Annotated in this window: 21 protein-coding genes; 19 read left to right on the plus strand and 2 right to left on the minus strand. The window is 35.6% G+C overall.

Going from position 1 to position 15597, the window contains the following annotated elements:
* Window positions 1-62 precede the first annotated feature (62 nt).
* The 7 genes from LGO15_RS09840 (at window position 63) to LGO15_RS09870 (ending at window position 5388) form a co-directional block, all read left to right on the plus strand.
* Window positions 63-617: an RNA polymerase sigma factor gene (locus tag LGO15_RS09840; protein ID WP_226087446.1), complete on the plus strand. Its 555-nt coding sequence runs from the start codon at window positions 63-65 to the stop codon at window positions 615-617.
* Window positions 614-1627: a DUF4179 domain-containing protein gene (locus LGO15_RS09845; RefSeq protein ID WP_226087447.1), complete on the plus strand. Its 1014-nt coding sequence runs from the start codon at window positions 614-616 to the stop codon at window positions 1625-1627. Before LGO15_RS09840 ends, LGO15_RS09845 begins: the two co-directional genes overlap by 4 nt.
* 124 nt (window positions 1628-1751) lie before the next feature.
* A complete protein-coding gene (locus LGO15_RS09850) occupies window positions 1752-2177 on the plus strand; it encodes a VOC family protein (RefSeq protein ID WP_226087448.1) in 426 nt (141 codons plus the stop codon).
* Window positions 2178-2290: 113 nt separating this feature from the next.
* Window positions 2291-3037, plus strand: coding sequence for an SDR family NAD(P)-dependent oxidoreductase (locus LGO15_RS09855; RefSeq protein WP_226087449.1), 747 nt, complete (start codon window positions 2291-2293; stop codon window positions 3035-3037).
* A 102-nt stretch (window positions 3038-3139) separates the two neighbouring features.
* Window positions 3140-3835: a lysozyme family protein gene (locus LGO15_RS09860; RefSeq protein WP_226087450.1), complete on the plus strand. Its 696-nt coding sequence runs from the start codon at window positions 3140-3142 to the stop codon at window positions 3833-3835.
* Window positions 3836-4132: 297 nt separating this feature from the next.
* Window positions 4133-5116: a phosphotransferase enzyme family protein gene (locus LGO15_RS09865; protein WP_226087864.1), complete on the plus strand. Its 984-nt coding sequence runs from the start codon at window positions 4133-4135 to the stop codon at window positions 5114-5116.
* A 122-nt stretch (window positions 5117-5238) separates the two neighbouring features.
* Window positions 5239-5388 (plus strand): hypothetical protein, encoded by a 150-nt coding sequence (locus tag LGO15_RS09870; RefSeq protein ID WP_167832976.1) that lies wholly within the window; start codon window positions 5239-5241, stop codon window positions 5386-5388.
* A gap of 40 nt (window positions 5389-5428) precedes the next feature.
* Here LGO15_RS09870 and LGO15_RS09875 read toward each other — a convergent pair whose 3' ends face one another.
* The gene (locus LGO15_RS09875; protein ID WP_167832977.1) at window positions 5429-6064 is read right to left on the minus strand and encodes an FMN-dependent NADH-azoreductase; all 636 of its coding nucleotides are present in this window, start codon (window positions 6062-6064) and stop codon (window positions 5429-5431) included.
* A gap of 251 nt (window positions 6065-6315) precedes the next feature.
* Between LGO15_RS09875 and sirA the strand changes: the two genes are divergently transcribed.
* The 5 genes from sirA to LGO15_RS09900 all read left to right on the plus strand — a co-directional run bounded on the left by sirA (window position 6316) and on the right by LGO15_RS09900 (window position 9367).
* Window positions 6316-6756: a sporulation inhibitor of replication protein SirA gene (gene sirA, locus LGO15_RS09880; protein ID WP_226087451.1), complete on the plus strand. Its 441-nt coding sequence runs from the start codon at window positions 6316-6318 to the stop codon at window positions 6754-6756.
* A gap of 160 nt (window positions 6757-6916) precedes the next feature.
* Window positions 6917-7132: a YneF family protein gene (locus LGO15_RS09885; RefSeq protein ID WP_167832979.1), complete on the plus strand. Its 216-nt coding sequence runs from the start codon at window positions 6917-6919 to the stop codon at window positions 7130-7132.
* A 195-nt stretch (window positions 7133-7327) separates the two neighbouring features.
* Window positions 7328-8260 (plus strand): tyrosine-type recombinase/integrase, encoded by a 933-nt coding sequence (locus tag LGO15_RS09890; RefSeq protein WP_226087452.1) that lies wholly within the window; start codon window positions 7328-7330, stop codon window positions 8258-8260.
* A 13-nt stretch (window positions 8261-8273) separates the two neighbouring features.
* The gene (locus LGO15_RS09895; RefSeq protein ID WP_226087453.1) at window positions 8274-8417 is read left to right on the plus strand and encodes a hypothetical protein; all 144 of its coding nucleotides are present in this window, start codon (window positions 8274-8276) and stop codon (window positions 8415-8417) included.
* 635 nt (window positions 8418-9052) lie between these two features.
* Complete coding sequence (locus LGO15_RS09900) at window positions 9053-9367, plus strand: hypothetical protein (protein WP_226087454.1); 315 nt, start codon at window positions 9053-9055, stop codon at window positions 9365-9367.
* 16 nt (window positions 9368-9383) lie between these two features.
* Here LGO15_RS09900 and LGO15_RS09905 read toward each other — a convergent pair whose 3' ends face one another.
* Complete coding sequence (locus tag LGO15_RS09905; RefSeq protein WP_226087455.1) at window positions 9384-9614, minus strand: helix-turn-helix domain-containing protein; 231 nt, start codon at window positions 9612-9614, stop codon at window positions 9384-9386.
* 293 nt (window positions 9615-9907) lie between these two features.
* Between LGO15_RS09905 and LGO15_RS09910 the strand changes: the two genes are divergently transcribed.
* The 7 genes from LGO15_RS09910 to LGO15_RS09940 all read left to right on the plus strand — a co-directional run bounded on the left by LGO15_RS09910 (window position 9908) and on the right by LGO15_RS09940 (window position 15491).
* The gene (locus LGO15_RS09910; protein ID WP_226087456.1) at window positions 9908-10147 is read left to right on the plus strand and encodes a hypothetical protein; all 240 of its coding nucleotides are present in this window, start codon (window positions 9908-9910) and stop codon (window positions 10145-10147) included.
* A gap of 120 nt (window positions 10148-10267) precedes the next feature.
* Entirely contained in the window at window positions 10268-10495 is a 228-nt protein-coding gene (locus LGO15_RS09915) for a hypothetical protein (RefSeq protein WP_226087457.1), read from the plus strand.
* A 30-nt stretch (window positions 10496-10525) separates the two neighbouring features.
* Window positions 10526-10777 carry a hypothetical protein gene (locus tag LGO15_RS09920; RefSeq protein WP_226087458.1) on the plus strand — a complete coding sequence of 84 codons (252 nt, stop codon included), beginning with the start codon at window positions 10526-10528 and terminating at the stop codon, window positions 10775-10777.
* Between the two features lie 16 nt (window positions 10778-10793).
* Window positions 10794-11087 (plus strand): hypothetical protein, encoded by a 294-nt coding sequence (locus tag LGO15_RS09925; protein WP_226087459.1) that lies wholly within the window; start codon window positions 10794-10796, stop codon window positions 11085-11087.
* Window positions 11088-11454: 367 nt separating this feature from the next.
* Complete coding sequence (locus LGO15_RS09930) at window positions 11455-11643, plus strand: hypothetical protein (RefSeq protein ID WP_226087460.1); 189 nt, start codon at window positions 11455-11457, stop codon at window positions 11641-11643.
* Between the two features lie 47 nt (window positions 11644-11690).
* Window positions 11691-13310 carry a DEAD/DEAH box helicase family protein gene (locus LGO15_RS09935; RefSeq protein ID WP_226087461.1) on the plus strand — a complete coding sequence of 540 codons (1620 nt, stop codon included), beginning with the start codon at window positions 11691-11693 and terminating at the stop codon, window positions 13308-13310.
* A gap of 513 nt (window positions 13311-13823) precedes the next feature.
* Window positions 13824-15491 carry a hypothetical protein gene (locus LGO15_RS09940; protein ID WP_226087462.1) on the plus strand — a complete coding sequence of 556 codons (1668 nt, stop codon included), beginning with the start codon at window positions 13824-13826 and terminating at the stop codon, window positions 15489-15491.
* Window positions 15492-15597 lie beyond the last annotated feature (106 nt).

Below are 15597 nucleotides of genomic sequence, written 5' to 3' on the forward strand. Positions count from 1 at the left end.
ATGCAACCGGAAGGTGGTTGACTTCGCCTAAAGATTAGGAGCAAAAAAGGAGGTGCTGGTTTTTGGAACAGAAAGACCTAATGCTGAGAATTCATAATGGAGATGAGTCAGCATTTGCTGAATTATTGAATCCCTTGATTGAAAAGGCATATAAAACGAGCTATAGTATTGTCCGGTCAAAGGAAGAAGCAGAAGAAGTCGTCCAAAACGCGATGCTAGAGGCATATAGGAACATCATGGCTGGAAAGGAAATTATCTATTTCAACACCTGGTTCTACAAGCTGGTTTCGCATCGGTCCATTGATAACGTTAGGAAGAAATCAAGGTTGATGGAGACTGTAATCGAAATCGATACGTTAAAAGACCAGCGAGAGGTAGTCGATGAAGTGCTCCAGGATGAAATGCAAATGGAAATCAATCAAGGGATACAGTCTATTAAGAACAGAGATTATCGGAATGTTTTGCTCTTGTACTATTATCAAGATTACTCCATACAAGAGGTCTCAGAAATGCTTGGCATGAAAACGTCAACAGTCAAATCCCATCTCCATAGAGCGAGAAAAGCATTGAAGGCAAGGTTAATGGAAAATCAAATCATAGGGGTGAGCACACAATGAGTACCGAAGACAAGTTGATCAAAAGGGAGTTAGAGGAAGAAATGAAAAAGATTGAGGTGCCATCTTCACTTTATGATTTTGCCAAAAACATTAAGAAGGAAGAAAGACAAAGGAAATCAACAGGGAAAATTAGCAGAAAAAGAACTTTTCAGGTCGCCGCAGCAGCAGTGATTGCTCTTGGAGTAACGGCTGGTTCGGCATTCTTTAATCCTGCTGTAGCAGAAATGGCTTCTAAAATTCCTTACCTGGGACAGGTTTTCCAGACGAAGCCTGTTAATACCATGATTCAGGATTCGCTGGAGAAAGAAGGGTATAAAAATTTCTCCTTCGGGATGACTCCCGGTGAAGTGACCAGTTTTGAAATTAGGATTCAGGGTACTGAAAAGGATGCTGACCGGGAGCGGGATAAGATAACAGCAATCGCAGATAAGGTTCTAAAAAGTAAAGGATATGATAAGTATAAAATTTATGTTAGCTATATTCCTCAAGTTACACTTACAAAGGAGGAAAAGGAATTAACCAAGCTGGGTGAAAACCTAGAAGCTACCCTAAAGAAATTAGGGTATGACATTGTATATGTAAGTCCATTCAATAGCCAGATTGTAGTCGGTATACCAAAAACAGAAACCAGTTTAGAAGAAATAAAAAAAGCAACGATCCAAGCAGCCAAAAATAATGGGTACGATAAAGTAGTTTCCATTGAAATTGTCGAAGAACCAAATAACCGCGAAGACATTTGGCTGCGATATATGAGAACCATATATGAAGGAATGGCTCTGAAAAAAGAGTATCATGTGACAGGGTATGGATATTCCTACAAAAAAAATAAAATGAAAATGATCATCAAGACCAATTTAAAACCATCTGATGAGGTAGCTGAAGAAACGGCCATCAAAATCCGTGAGGAAATCGGCAAGTTTGTTGAAAGTGAAAAACCGAATTCAAGGGTTAAGGAAGATGAATATGAGATTATAATCCGAGATAAAAATGGTGATGACTTGCCATTTTAACGGTTTGTAAAAAAAGCGGAGCTTCCGCTTTTTTTTTTATACCTGAATAAAATTGAACTCAATAACAGATAATGTTAAAATAGTTACGAACTGATGTTCTTTAATTTTCGAAAGAGGTGCTGAAATGATTACAGGAATTGTCCCTTATCTGGTGACGGATGGAAATGGCCAGGAAGCAGTGAAGTTTTATCAGGAGGCTTTAGGAGCTGAAGTTGTTAGCCTCCAAACATTTGGAGATGTGCCTCCAAATCCTGAGTATCCACTTCCTGAAGAAGCAAAAAATCGAGTGCTGAATGCTCAAATGAACATTGGTGATGCGAAACTGATGTTATCTGATACATTTCCTGGACATCCATTTCAGCTCGGATCTCAGGTAACAATTGCACTCATGGTGGATAACGCTTCTGAAGCAAAAGAAATTTTCGAAAAGCTCCAGGAAGATGGAAAAGTATCAATGCCACTTCAGGAAACATTCTGGAGCCCGGCTTACGGCCAGGTGACAGATAAATTTGGTGTCGAGTGGCAAGTTTCAACAGAAGTAAAGAAATAATTCCCGAGCTGGGCTGTTAAGACAGTCTGGCTTATTTTTATTACAAGGATTGAAATCATATTGGATGTTGAATCAATGATAATATTACTTTGGTTAAATAGGAGGTCTGTACCATGCCAGGCAAGTTTGAAGGAAAGACGGTCATCATTACCGGTGGATCAAATGGGATTGGAAAAGGAATTGCTAAAGCTTTTGCAAAAGAATATGCTAATGTGTGCATCGCGGATCTAGATGAGATAAAGGGGAAGGAACTGATTTCAACCTTAGAGAAATTCGGTGGAAAAGCCGCTTTTTACAAAACCGATGTGAGAAAAGAAGACGATCTTCTCTCCCTGATGGGTCGCGCTATCAATGACTTTGGTAAAATTGATATATTGGTCAATAATGCCGGAGTGTCAAGGTTCAAGCCCTTATTTGAGCTTACAACTGAGGAATGGGAGGATGTGGTTTTTACCAATCTCAGAAGTGTATTCATTGGATCCCGTGAGGCTGCCAGAAGAATGGATAAAGGTGGACGGATCATCAATATAGCATCGACAAGGGCAACCATGTCTGAACCGAATTCCGAGGCTTATGCTTCTTCTAAAGGAGGAATTGTTGCCTTGACACATGCCCTTGCTGCTTCGCTTCAAGAGAAAGGAATCACAGTCAATTCTATAAGCCCTGGCTGGATCCAGACAGATGATTATGAGGAATTACGTGAAAAGGACCATCTACAGCACTGGTCCAACCGAGTCGGAAGACCGGAGGATATAGCAAAAGCATGCCTCTATTTAACCGACCCGGAGAACGATTTTATTAATGGACAAGATCTTGTTATTGATGGTGGAATGACACGGAAAATGATTTATGAAGATTAAACTAAGTGAGGGAGTCGGCATATTGATTGCCGCTCCCTTTTAAAATTACTGTATTTTTTATATTATAGGAGGATAGAGAACGAATTTGGGAGAGAAATATCAATGAAATATACAAATAAGAAACCCAAAAAGAAAAAACAAGTGCAGAGAAATTTCAATCTGGTCATCTTACTTTTTATGAGTTTTATTGGCTTTCTTTTACTTGATAGATTCCTGGAATTATACAATGAAAGTTTCAAAAAAATGAATGTTAGTGTAAATAGTTCGATAGGAGAAGTTGCCAAGTATACGCCGATGATAGAAGACGAATTGAAAAAGTTTGGGATGGAAGACCACACCGTAACGGTGGCTGCATTGATGATGCAGGAAAGCAGGGGGAAGGGTGGAGACCCTATGCAAGCGTCTGAGTCATTGGGATTAGCTCCTAACAGCATCCAGGATCCCCAGCAAAGCATCCAGCAAGGTGTAAAGTACTATCAGCGTGTTGTGGACCATGGCAAAAAAATGCAAGTTGATTTCCCGACAGTCATCCAGTCTTACAATATGGGAATAGGCTATATTGATTTTGTAGCCAAAAACGGCGGGAAGCACAGCGAGGAGCTGGCAAAGAAGTTCTCCATGATCCAGGTTGAAAAAAGTCCGCAAACCTATGATTGCGGCGGTGATAAAAACAATTTCCGCTATCCCTATTGCTATGGTGACTTCACCTATAGCACCAAGGTTGCAAAACATATGGAATCCATTACAGTCAGTGTTCCAGAAGATTTAAGCGAGGGTTTAACTAAACGTTCATTTTAGTAATTTGGTTGACTTTACCAAAAATGTAATATAAAATAAGTTTACTAATATCGAAGGGAGTGAGACGGCATATGTTTGACCTTTTAAGAATAACCTCGGGAATTAAATGTTTGCCACTCACTTATACGGATGTAAGATAGTAGAGAGATGGACCGCGAGGGAAGAACTAAACTCGTGGTCTTTTTTTGTGCTAATCAGTCCAATTGTCTGTCAGGAATGATCGAGGGCAGGCGTTATTGGGTTGGCTTCATTGATTCCAGTGGTTGTTATTAAACAAAACTGGAGGGATTAGTAGTGATGAATCTTGTTTCAATGGCAAAAGTAGTTAGAACTGTAGACGGGGAATGGAAAAGCACTCTGGCAGAAAAAATCCTGGAGAGATGGGGGTATGACAAAGGGACTGTCTTTTACTATCGTGCAAGTTCAAACTTTTTGTTTGTTTTTAAAAAAGCAGGGAAAAAATATTTTTTACGGTTCAGTGATGTCAACGAAAAAGCATATTCGCAAATTGAAAGTGAAATGAAGATACTTGAGTATCTAAGAGATCAGCCTATTTGCGTGGCACTTCCTGTAAGATCAAATAATGGTAATCTCATTGAGTGTATCGAAGCGGATATTGGCACTTATTATGCAGTTGTTTTCGAAGCGCTTCCTGGTAAACAACTTGAAACAGAGAATCTTGAAGAAGAGGAGTTTCATACATGGGGAAGCCACCTTGGAAGGCTGCATAAGATTTTCAAGGAAATGCCAGCAGAATATCGTTCAGCTAGAAAAGATGTGCAAGACCAGCTGGATGATGTCTTTAAAAATATACCAGACTATGAAACTGCAGCTTTAAAGGAGTTTGATGCAATTAAGCATTGGGCTAAAGCTTTGGGCCGTTCTAATGAAAACTTCGGTTTGATTCATTATGATTTCGAATTGGACAATTTAATCTGGCAAGATGGAGAGATCGGCATCTTGGATTTTGATGATTGTATGAACAACTGGTTTGTTGCCGATATTGCCTATGCTTTAAGAGACATATTAAAAACACGTGATGACATGGAGAATCCATTTGTGAATGCATTCATTGCTGGGTATCAATCAGAAACAAAGCTTGACCAGATGCTAGTAAAAGAACTACCAATGTTCATTCGGATGCATAACCTCTTAACCTTTGTCAGTTTGCTCAAAGTAGTTGATGTTCCAGAGAGCATGGAATTGAAAGAGGGACTGATCAATCTAAAAGAAAAATTAAAGCAATATATAGAGAAGTATCGTAATTCTTTTTCAAGCTGACATCCGATTTTTTCGGGTGTTTTTTATTTTTAAAATTTCTTGTCCTAGGCAGGAAAAAAGAATGAGCACGGTAAATATATTAGTAATAAATACCCATACTAATAATCAGGAGGTGTGTACAAATGTTTGAATATGGTAAGGAGATTCCACTGGACGGTGCAGCTGTAAAACAGGGAGTTCAGCAAGGAAACAATGAGGAACAGGAAATCTCGGAAGGCGCTGTTTTCAGCTTCGATCACCGCATGGATATTCCCTTGGACGGTGTGAAATAAGCAGTAAAAAAAGCCTGAATAACAGGCTTTTTTTGCTGTGTTAAAATTGTTTGGCAAGCTCGTTTGCACGCTGGATGGCTTGTTGCTTAATTTCCTGGGCTTTATCCGGCATAGCCGCCATGCCTTCGATTGCCAGAGTTTCAGCATCAGTGATTCCCATGAATGCGAGAACAGCTTGAAGATATCGGTCACCGAACTCCAGTTCCTTGGCTGGACCTTCTGAGTAGATTCCGCCACGTGCCTGGATATGAAGAGCCTTTTTACCACCAAGTAATCCGACGGGACCTTCTGCCGTATACTTGAATGTTTTCCCTGCAATCGCAATGTTATCAATATAAGCTTTCATTTTTGGCGGAAAGCTAAAGTTCCAAAATGGTGTGACAAAAATATACTTATCTCCGGCAATAAATTGATCCGTCAGTTTATTGATTGCGCTCACTTTTTGTTTTTCATCATCGCTAAGCTGGTCAAAAGCAGATCCTTGCTGTAATTTGCCCCAGCCGCTGAAGACATCTGTATCGATAAATGGAACATCCATTTTATATAGATCCAGTCTAATTACCTCATCGTCAGGATTGTTTTCACGGTAAGCTTTAATGAACTCCTCGCCAACCGATAAACTGAAAGATTCCTCAACTGGTTTGGGGTTTGCTGTAATGTAAAGTACGGTAGCCATGCATAGTCATCCTTTCTTTTTCTAATCAACATTGATATATTCCCCCCATTACAGCCCGATATTCCTTACATGGCAAAATTTTAAATAAACCTCTCATTTCGTGACAACTGAAAAATAGAATTTTATAATAAAAAGTAAGAAAGTTTTGAATTCGACATAATTAGTGGATTTTCTCGGCATCTTTAGACAAACGCAGACCCAACGTTTTCCTATAATAAAGACAAAAGCTTGTCTGCAGAGGAGGGGATCAGGTGAGATCCTACCAGCTATATCTAATAGAAGATGAATTTGCCTCCCATTATTTCGGAAGAGAACGGATGTTTTATCAATTGTTTTTGGAATATAGTCAAGCAAACCATGATCTTAAATCCATCATCGCCAAGCAAGTCAAATTCGTCACGAAATCCATACCTGCACTTCGCATCCATCAGCTCCTTCATCAACAGCTTTCCAAGGTAAAGGGATTCCATGTTGAGAACGGCATATATATTTATGAAAATAAATCAAATAATAGCTCTGCCACACTTAAAGTGCATGAAAGATGGCTGGAGTTACAATCCCACGGACAAGTAGACGCAGAAACGGTCTTTTTTGAGATCCTTCGTAAATGTGAATCATCCTTCCTGGCTATTGACCTTGAATCAAATAAATATGGCTGGTTGAAGCCGATAAAAGAACGAAAATATGTCTAGGTATCGCAAATAATATGATTGATGACAATCATTAAAGGCTGATCAATACAAAAAGTTTTGAAATTGAATTGTTTTACTAGAGAAAAAAACCTGCAGATATTGTATAATAACTGTTGGTTTAGTACACTGTATGTTAGACAACATGAAGGAGGAAGTTTTTATGTGGACGTATATTCTAGTTGGTATACTGGCACTAATTGTCGGTGTAGCGCTAGGATTTTTCATTGCTCGTAAATACATGGAGAGCTACTTGAAGAAAAATCCGCCAATCAACGAACAAATGCTTAAAATGATGATGATGCAAATGGGAATGAAACCATCCCAGAAGAAAATCAATCAGATGATGTCAGCAATGAACAAGCAGACAGGAAAATAAAAACCTGTTAGTACGTTGCTATAACAAGGTTTCACAAGGGTTACTATCAATTTAGAATAACAAAATTCACAAACTTTGAATGTGAAAAGGTGAATCCTTCACCCAAATTTGTTACCTAAAAAGGTGTAACCTTCATATTTTAACCAAAAACCACTTTTTTCTGTTAGAAACTTAACCAGAGAAAGGTGGTTTTTTGTGTTATTAGAAGATGTTTTAAAAGAGTATTTGTACTATTGTCAGGCAAAAGGTTTCACGCCTAAGACAATGAAAAACAAGAATCAAGAGTTGAAGCAACTGAGGTATTTCCTCATCGAAAAGAGAGGGATTACAGAATTAGAGAGTATTTCAGCCTTTGATTTAAACGCATATGTAAGACTTAAGCAGAAAGATGGTCTGCAGCCTCAATCTATAGTTTCAATGTTCAAAATGATCAAAGCATTTTTCAACTGGTGTGAAAGGGAAGGTTACATAAAGGATAACTTTGCACAAAAAATAATCCTTCCTAAAATACCTAAGAAAATTTTAAAAGGATTCACAACAAAAGAAATTCAATTAATGATCGATGTTTTTACTTATGGTGATTATTTTGAGGCAAGAAACAAGGCGATTATTGCAATTTTAGCTGATACAGGAATTCGAGCAATGGAGTTAAGAGGCCTATTAAGTATTAATGTAAAAGAGACTTCAATTTTAGTTTATGGAAAAGGAAATAAAGAGAGGTATGTGTTTATATCTCCTGCATTAAAACGAATTCTAATTAAATATGAAAGGATAAAAAAACATTATTTTAAAGATAAAGATACATCAGATCACTACTTTTTATCTTATAGAGGTACAGATATATCTCATGTTGGCCTAGATAATATTATTAAAATGGCAGGAAAGCGAGCAGGAATAGAGGGGAAAAGGGTATCTCCTCACAGTTTCAGACACTTCTTCTCGGTTCAATGTTTGCTGAATGGAATAGATATTTACACGCTCAGTAAGCTTCTGGGCCATTCTGAAATACAAACTACTCAAAGGTATTTACAATCACTAGAGGACTTTGAATTGATAAATAATGCAATGCCATCTTCCCCACTAATGAATATCAACAAGAACAACAGGCTAAGTACTATAAATTCATAAGGGAGTGTATAACATGCAACCAGAATCAACTGAAAAGGCACTGAATAGCGTTATAAAGTTTTGTGAATCGATCATCATGTTAGAGGAAAGGCAGTCAGATGAGACAATAGAGACTGCTGAGAAGGTATTAAAAATTATCAGAAAGGAACTAAATTAAGCACAAAAAAAGAGAACCAGTGCTACCAACACTGATTCCCTAAACGCTCTTTATCCATAGTCAACTCGCTAAAACTGAATACGGATTTATCATGCCTTCATTTTACTAAAAAAAATATGTAAATGCAAGGTCTAGTTTCCTATTGTCTTTTTTGGTAAATCCAGTGTGAGAAGCCGTTAAGCACACTATAATAAATCACGTCAGGTATTGATCCAGCCATAGCGTAAACTGGAGATAGGTAAGCAGTCAGTTCCCTATTACTGACCTTATCGAATGGAGAAAGCTGCCATTAAGTGCTGTCGAAGGAAGGTCATTCGCAGATATGCGAGCAAGACAAGCTACAAGTACCAATATGGGAAACTGTCAGGGATGATTGAAACAGTAGGCTTGTTAGGATGAATAATCCACGACTAATAGGGTTGAATACATACGGATACAAACACTATACAATTCAAGTCGCTTGCCTATGTTCATTTGATTTTTTGTCATTTGAACATAGGCAACAACTTTGATCCAGCCGTTTCAAACCTCTGCCAATTCAAGCAAAACCCAAAAAACAAAAGCAAGGTGAAAAGTACAAAATAAAAGGAAATAACTTCCTGATGTCGAAATAAGTAGACGAAGGGGGTGATTTAATGAAACAGAAGGAAATTGAAGAATTAAAAAATTGGAGAGAAGAGTTAGATAGTGAAATCAACGAATTAGAAGACGAACTAAAAAATATTGAAGAAGAACTGGAAAGAATAAAAGTAAGACACAGTCTAGCAAATAAAGCTTATAGAAGAAGCAATGATGAATTCTTAAATGAAGAGTATCTAAAACCTCTTTATCAGGAATTACAGGATTTACAACAGAAATTAGATAGGAAGACAGTTGAAAACCGGAAAAAAGTCTATGCTTTAAATTCGTTAATTGACAATATAGATACAAAAATTAAAGTCAATTTATAAGGATGAAACCCACTGGTTATTGATCAGTGGGTTTTTCGTTGTCTTCAACTATTTCAAGTATTTCATTAAAGTCTTCAATCTTAAGTGTATCCATTGCTTTGAGTAAATTTGATAATTGTATTCGATCATACTTATTGTTTACCAACTGACTTACTGTAGCTTCTCTAAGGCCTGATTCAATTGCAAACTGTTTTTGACTCTTATCCTTAATGTGCTTATCAAGTTTCACTACAATTTTTCTAGTCATGTTTTTACCCCTAATTTATCTTTTTTTATATTATAACATAAAATTACACATTTGTGTATTGACCATTATTACACGTTACAGTAATATGTAATTAAGAAAGTTATTACGGATTGAGGGGAGGACAGTTCAAGTGAAAACTCTTCCAGATAGAATTGCATACTACCTTCGAAAAGTAGCAGATAAAGGTTCGATACACCCAGCCAAGAAACAACCTGCAGCTTACAAATTCAGACATCAACGATTAATGCTTTATAAGAAGTTAATGCATGAAGAAATTGAAAGGAGTGGTTATCGTGGATCACGCAATTAACAGCCTTCGGATTTATTACGACATTGCCTTGGATGAGTTATATGAAGAATGGAAGTCAGGCAAATACCTAAAGTTAACTGATTGTCCATCCTTTAAAGAAGCTAATGCTTATCGTTCAGCTATGAATGTGTTGATTAAGGCCTGTTATTTACCTGAATATGTGAAAGATTACTTAGTCGCTCCATTATCAAAAGAAATGAAGTTTAAATCAGGGGAGTATTGAAAATGACACTCGCATGGATTTTCAATTTACTTTCATTGTCGGTTTGTTTGTCGGTTTGGATTCAAGTGGGGCTTTGACTGATAAAAAAATAATAATCTACATAAAAGGGAGATCGAGAAAATGAGAAACTTAATGGTAAACAAAATGGGGCAAGTTGTTTTAAATGTTAGCACGAAATCTGATGCCAGCTTAGACCAGTCATTAATCATCGGTGGAAAATTAATCCTAGCACTGCCAACAGGGGAACAAATCGAAATGTGCGTTGATGAAGTACTAGAAATGGATTTACAGGCCTACGACATCGAAACTGGATTACCTATATACAACGAAACGGATATAAACCTTTAATCACTTAATCAGACCTGGGAGGTAAATAAAATGTTAGTAAAGGAAGCATCACAAGAACGCTACATCTTCAATGATCCAGCAGAGAACATGAGAAGGTTAATAGTGGTCATGGAGTATGTACTACAGGGAAACCTTGAGGATTTTATTTACTTCCTGCAAGACTTAATCGATGTGGATGAGTTTTTAGAGTTCAAGGAAACGATTTTAAAAATGATTGATGAGTTAGAGGTCAAGGAAGAAGAAATACAGAGTCTATTAGCAGTAAAATTACCAGCTTCATAACTTGGGGGAATACAAATTGAACAATGTACTTAAATTTAACCTACACAAGCCAAAACAAAGCGATATTAAGCCGATAGAAGGTTTAGTAGACTCTACCATTAAAAATAATATCGAGCCTCTAACGGCTATTCTGAGCGTTCTAAAAGAGGATGAAAAAATTTATGCAGTCCAGAGTTTTGTATATCGTATATTGACTGCAATGATGAATGAGAAGGATAAGGATTCAATTGGGGAATGGATCAGCAGTGGTACTATATTTTTACTCCAAGCTAAACTGGAGGAAGGATTCAAAAAATCTCTGAATATCTGAATTTATTTTCCAGATTTTGTTGACCACACTTTAAAAACTTAATATAATAGATAATGTATACCTATCTAAACGACTAATAACCCTCCTTTTGCTCTTTTTTCTTGGAGCAAGAGGGTTTACTTTAGTATTCAATTTCCAACGTATGTATAGACCTATCCATTATTAATCCTTGTATACATATTATCATGGCTAAAATAGTCCGTCAACACTTTTTAAGGGCATAAGAAAATTATACCCCCAATAAATTTGAAAGGGGGTGATTCTGGGAAATAATACATTCTAATAAAATACTAATTTTATCGTAAATTATCTATGCATATTCCGATAAAAACAAAATTTTATCAGGAATTGAAAGGGGGTGATGAAAATGAATTTAACACGTAACCATTTCTTTTACTGTTACAGCAAATTTGTCTCGGATTATCTTACTGGTCAAGGAATTTTCTATATTCATATCGGTATGGAGCCAAAGAGTGGAAAACTTTACTCACTATATTACATAAATGATGAATTGCAAGAAGCTCTAAAACAATACAAATTATCTAAGCAAGTGTAAATAATTCAATATTAAAGAATCTATAGAAATAATCGGAGGAAAAATTTATGGGAGCACTAAATTTACAATGGGTGTCAGACTCCATTGGTTATGATTATAAAAGATGGAAACAAGGCGATACAGTTTTAATATCAGCTCAAACTGGAACTGGAAAGACATACTTTATAAAAGAGGTATTGCTAGATCATATGGATTCAGGCCAAAGGTTGCTATTTGTTTGTAACAGAACAAATTTAAAGAGGCAACTTAAAAAGGACTTGCTGAAAAAGTATAAGCAACCAATTCCTGAAACATTAAATGAGTTGGACGATGTAACAACAATTGCAGATAAAGTCACCATTACATCATATCACGCAATTAGCAATGCGATTCAGCAAGAAATATATGATCCTAATGCAAGTAAGAGTGATTTTAACTTATACGATTACATAGTTTTTGATGAATGTCATTTCATATTTTCAGATGGGAACTTTAACAATAAAACAAGGTTTGCATATAAGAAAGTAGTCCATGATTATTACCCACATATTGTGAAAATATTCATATCTGCTACCATGCATGAGATAAAAGAACCAATAATCAGGAGTGTAGAAAAAATAAAGAATAATGGATTTGGCTTAGACGTTCCTACAGTCCACGAATATAGTACGGGGAATGATTATAGTTACGTTAAACCATTATACTTCAGCAATATCGATTCTATTATCAATCTTATTAAGAATGATTCTTCCAATGAAAAATGGCTAGTATTCATCAGTGATATTAATAGGGATGGAAACAAGTTGCTTGAAGAATTAGGTGAAGATAGATGCTCGCTTATTAAGTCAGGGACTAAAAGTGATGAATTAAACTACATAATAAACAACAGCAAATTCACTAAAAAAGTATTGGTTAGCACTAAAGCGATGGATAACGGTATCAATATAAAAGACAGTAAACTAAAGAATATAGTAATCATGACTTGGGATCGAATAACTTTTATTCAAATGCTTGGACGAAAAAGAATAGATATTGATAATCCTGAAGAAGTTAACCTTTATATCCCTACAAGATTCAAAAAGAGTTTTTTGTCTAAACTAAAAACCTACCGACAAAAGCAGGTTGAAGTTGAATTATTAGATTCAAACAAGATGGAATTCTATAAAAAATATGATAATGATTTAAAGGATTTCAATGGAATGAATGATGTATTTTATAGAGATGTTACCACAGGGGAAATAAAACATAACTTGGTAGGATGTAAAAGGTTGTATGAGGATATAAAATTTGCAGAACACATGATCAATGCTTTCGATATAGATAAGAAGTTTGCCTATATCCATGAGCAACTTAGCTGGTTAGGTATAAGTGATGATGAACCAGAAGAAAATTTAATTGAAGATGTGGTGATTAAAGAAGAAGTGATTTCTTTGGAAATGTATCTTGATACTATAGCTGGTCAAAAACTATTTGATGAGGAGCAGCATAAACTAAGTGACCTTATAATCAAAGAATTAATAACATTATCATCACAAACGGATTATAGGACTAAGAAATTAAAACCTTCAACACTTGAATCTATAGTCAGAAATCAACTGGAGTTACCATTTGCGGTAAGTAAACCAAAGCAAGAAACATCAGGAGTAATGAGAAAAAAGCGATACATAATTATTACCCGAATTAAATAAAATGCCCCACTTTTACTAAATATCTATATATATAAATAAAAAGTAAAACTGGGACAAATACATAATATTTAAGTAGTCTATTCCATAAAAATTAGTATCAAGTGGATAAATGTAGTGACCGTTAGGGAACGAAATTTATACGCTTGGCGGGTGAACTTTCAAAGCGTAGCGAAGAAAGTGAGGGCGAGCTAGCCCTGATTCTTTAAAAACATCGCCCCTAGGAAAATACATTGTTCGCAAAGAGAGCTCACAAAGTATTTCCTTTCCCCCCGGGGAATTAAAAAATTTTTGAATTTGAAAGGAGTGATTAAATTGTAGTAATCAATCAGCAGTTAAATGTAAATATCCCAATATCACATCATAGATTTTGCCATGTATCCAACAGGAGTAGGGATCAAGTGCAATATACATCGAGTAGACGACTAAAACGGAATTAAAAGGAGAGTTCTAAAATGAATTACTCAATCAATCTATTAAAAAATAATTATATTAATATTAATTGGAGGATTAATAATGACATATTTAAAGGGAAGAGATATTGCAAAATGGAATAATGATCAGTTGGAAATGAGAAAGGATTTACCTAACTTATACATTTCAATGAAACAGGCCGCAAATGGCAATCCATATAATTTGGAATTGCAATTCATGATGAAACGGAAGCTTGAAGTATGGAAGATTGATGGAAGGCCACAGAATGCTGTCCATGAGTATATTGTGTTTATGGATAAAAAGTTAAATCACTTACTGATCACACTTAAACAAAAGTATTGTGAATCAAAAGGTAATACAATGAGTGCTCATTATAATGGATCAAAGCTAGGAGTTAAAGCATCGATGAAAATTTTTGATGCCTGGGAGATTGAAAGCTGGTTAACCAATTACATAATGTCATTTCCAAATGGATTTGTTGATGTAAATGAAAGTATCTCTGTTAGTCTCCCCACCCTTGAAAAGTTTGTTGGTGAAACAGAGTCACATACATATAATAAATTAATTAATTACATAAATTCATCTTTTGAAAAGCAAATCATCATTCCTAAGTTGAATCAGGATAAGCATGTAAAGAGATTGGTTAAGGATGGTAGGGTTCATAATATAAAAAATGACATAGAGTTGGTATCTTTTGAGGATATTATTACACCTCAGAAGAATGATTCATCTGGTGAGGACACTGAAATTTCCTTTTATGAGTTGATGAGAAATGAACCAAGTAAGCATACATATGGCAGACAAGAAACCAGTAACTTTGTGTTCGAGAACTACAAAGATATTATGACTCAGGATCAATTGGATAAGTTTAATACCATTCTCAAAGCAGTGGAGATGGGTGAAGTTAATATTAATGAATTATTCCATTCGGTAATTGAAAATAAGCTTAAATTAGAGGCAATAGGCGAAATATTATTTCCTGGGAAGAGTAATAACTACTGGCAACCAGCAGTCCGTAATATGCTTAAATCAATGAGAAGTAGGATGGATAAAGAGTTGGGCAGAAGAGGACTTACTAAGGTTGAGTTGAGAAGTGATTATGCTCCATTTCCTAACCTACCTGCCAGCGAGAATAGGAAGTATAGAGAGTATCAGATTGATAAAAAGTATCTCATTAAGGATTTCGATTTTGAGTTGAATGAGTTGTATGCAGATGTGCCTACATATAAGAATGAGCAGGTAATAAACATTGAGAATATTGAGAAAGTACATAATGGTGAATTAACGGTTAGTGATTTGATTAAAAAGTATGAAATACATAAGCTAGTTGCAGTATCAAAGAATGGAGCATTATCCTTTTATAAACCTTCTGCAGATGGCAATGTGATTATTGATCCAGATGAAAAGGTTAAGTTGTTTGATTGTCACTGCAAGGGATTATTGGAACGAGTCTTTAATGGTTACATAAAGTTTAATGAAGTTGATGGGTGGATGATTCCGGTCAATACAGATAAGTTAAATCCATTAACTGTTAAAGAATACAACATACTTAAACATGGTTCATTGATGTTTCTTTATCAGGATAATCAAAAGGTTGTAATGGATATTATTAAGAAGAGAATTAACTTAATAAAATTCAACATCGGCAGCCATCATGAATTATTGGATCATACATATTTAGTATCAAATGATAGGGAATATAAATACATAAACCAAACAAATGTAAAATCTATACTTAATATTAAGTGAAAATTATTATTAAATAGTTATATATATTAAGGGAAGGGGTAATCCTCTTCCCACTTCCATTTTGTTGTTGTGTACACGAGCACAACTTCAATACTGACTATGTAAC

Source organism: Mesobacillus sp. S13, assembly GCF_020422885.1.
GTDB classification, from domain to species: Bacteria; Bacillota; Bacilli; order Bacillales; family Cytobacillaceae; genus Mesobacillus; species Mesobacillus selenatarsenatis_A.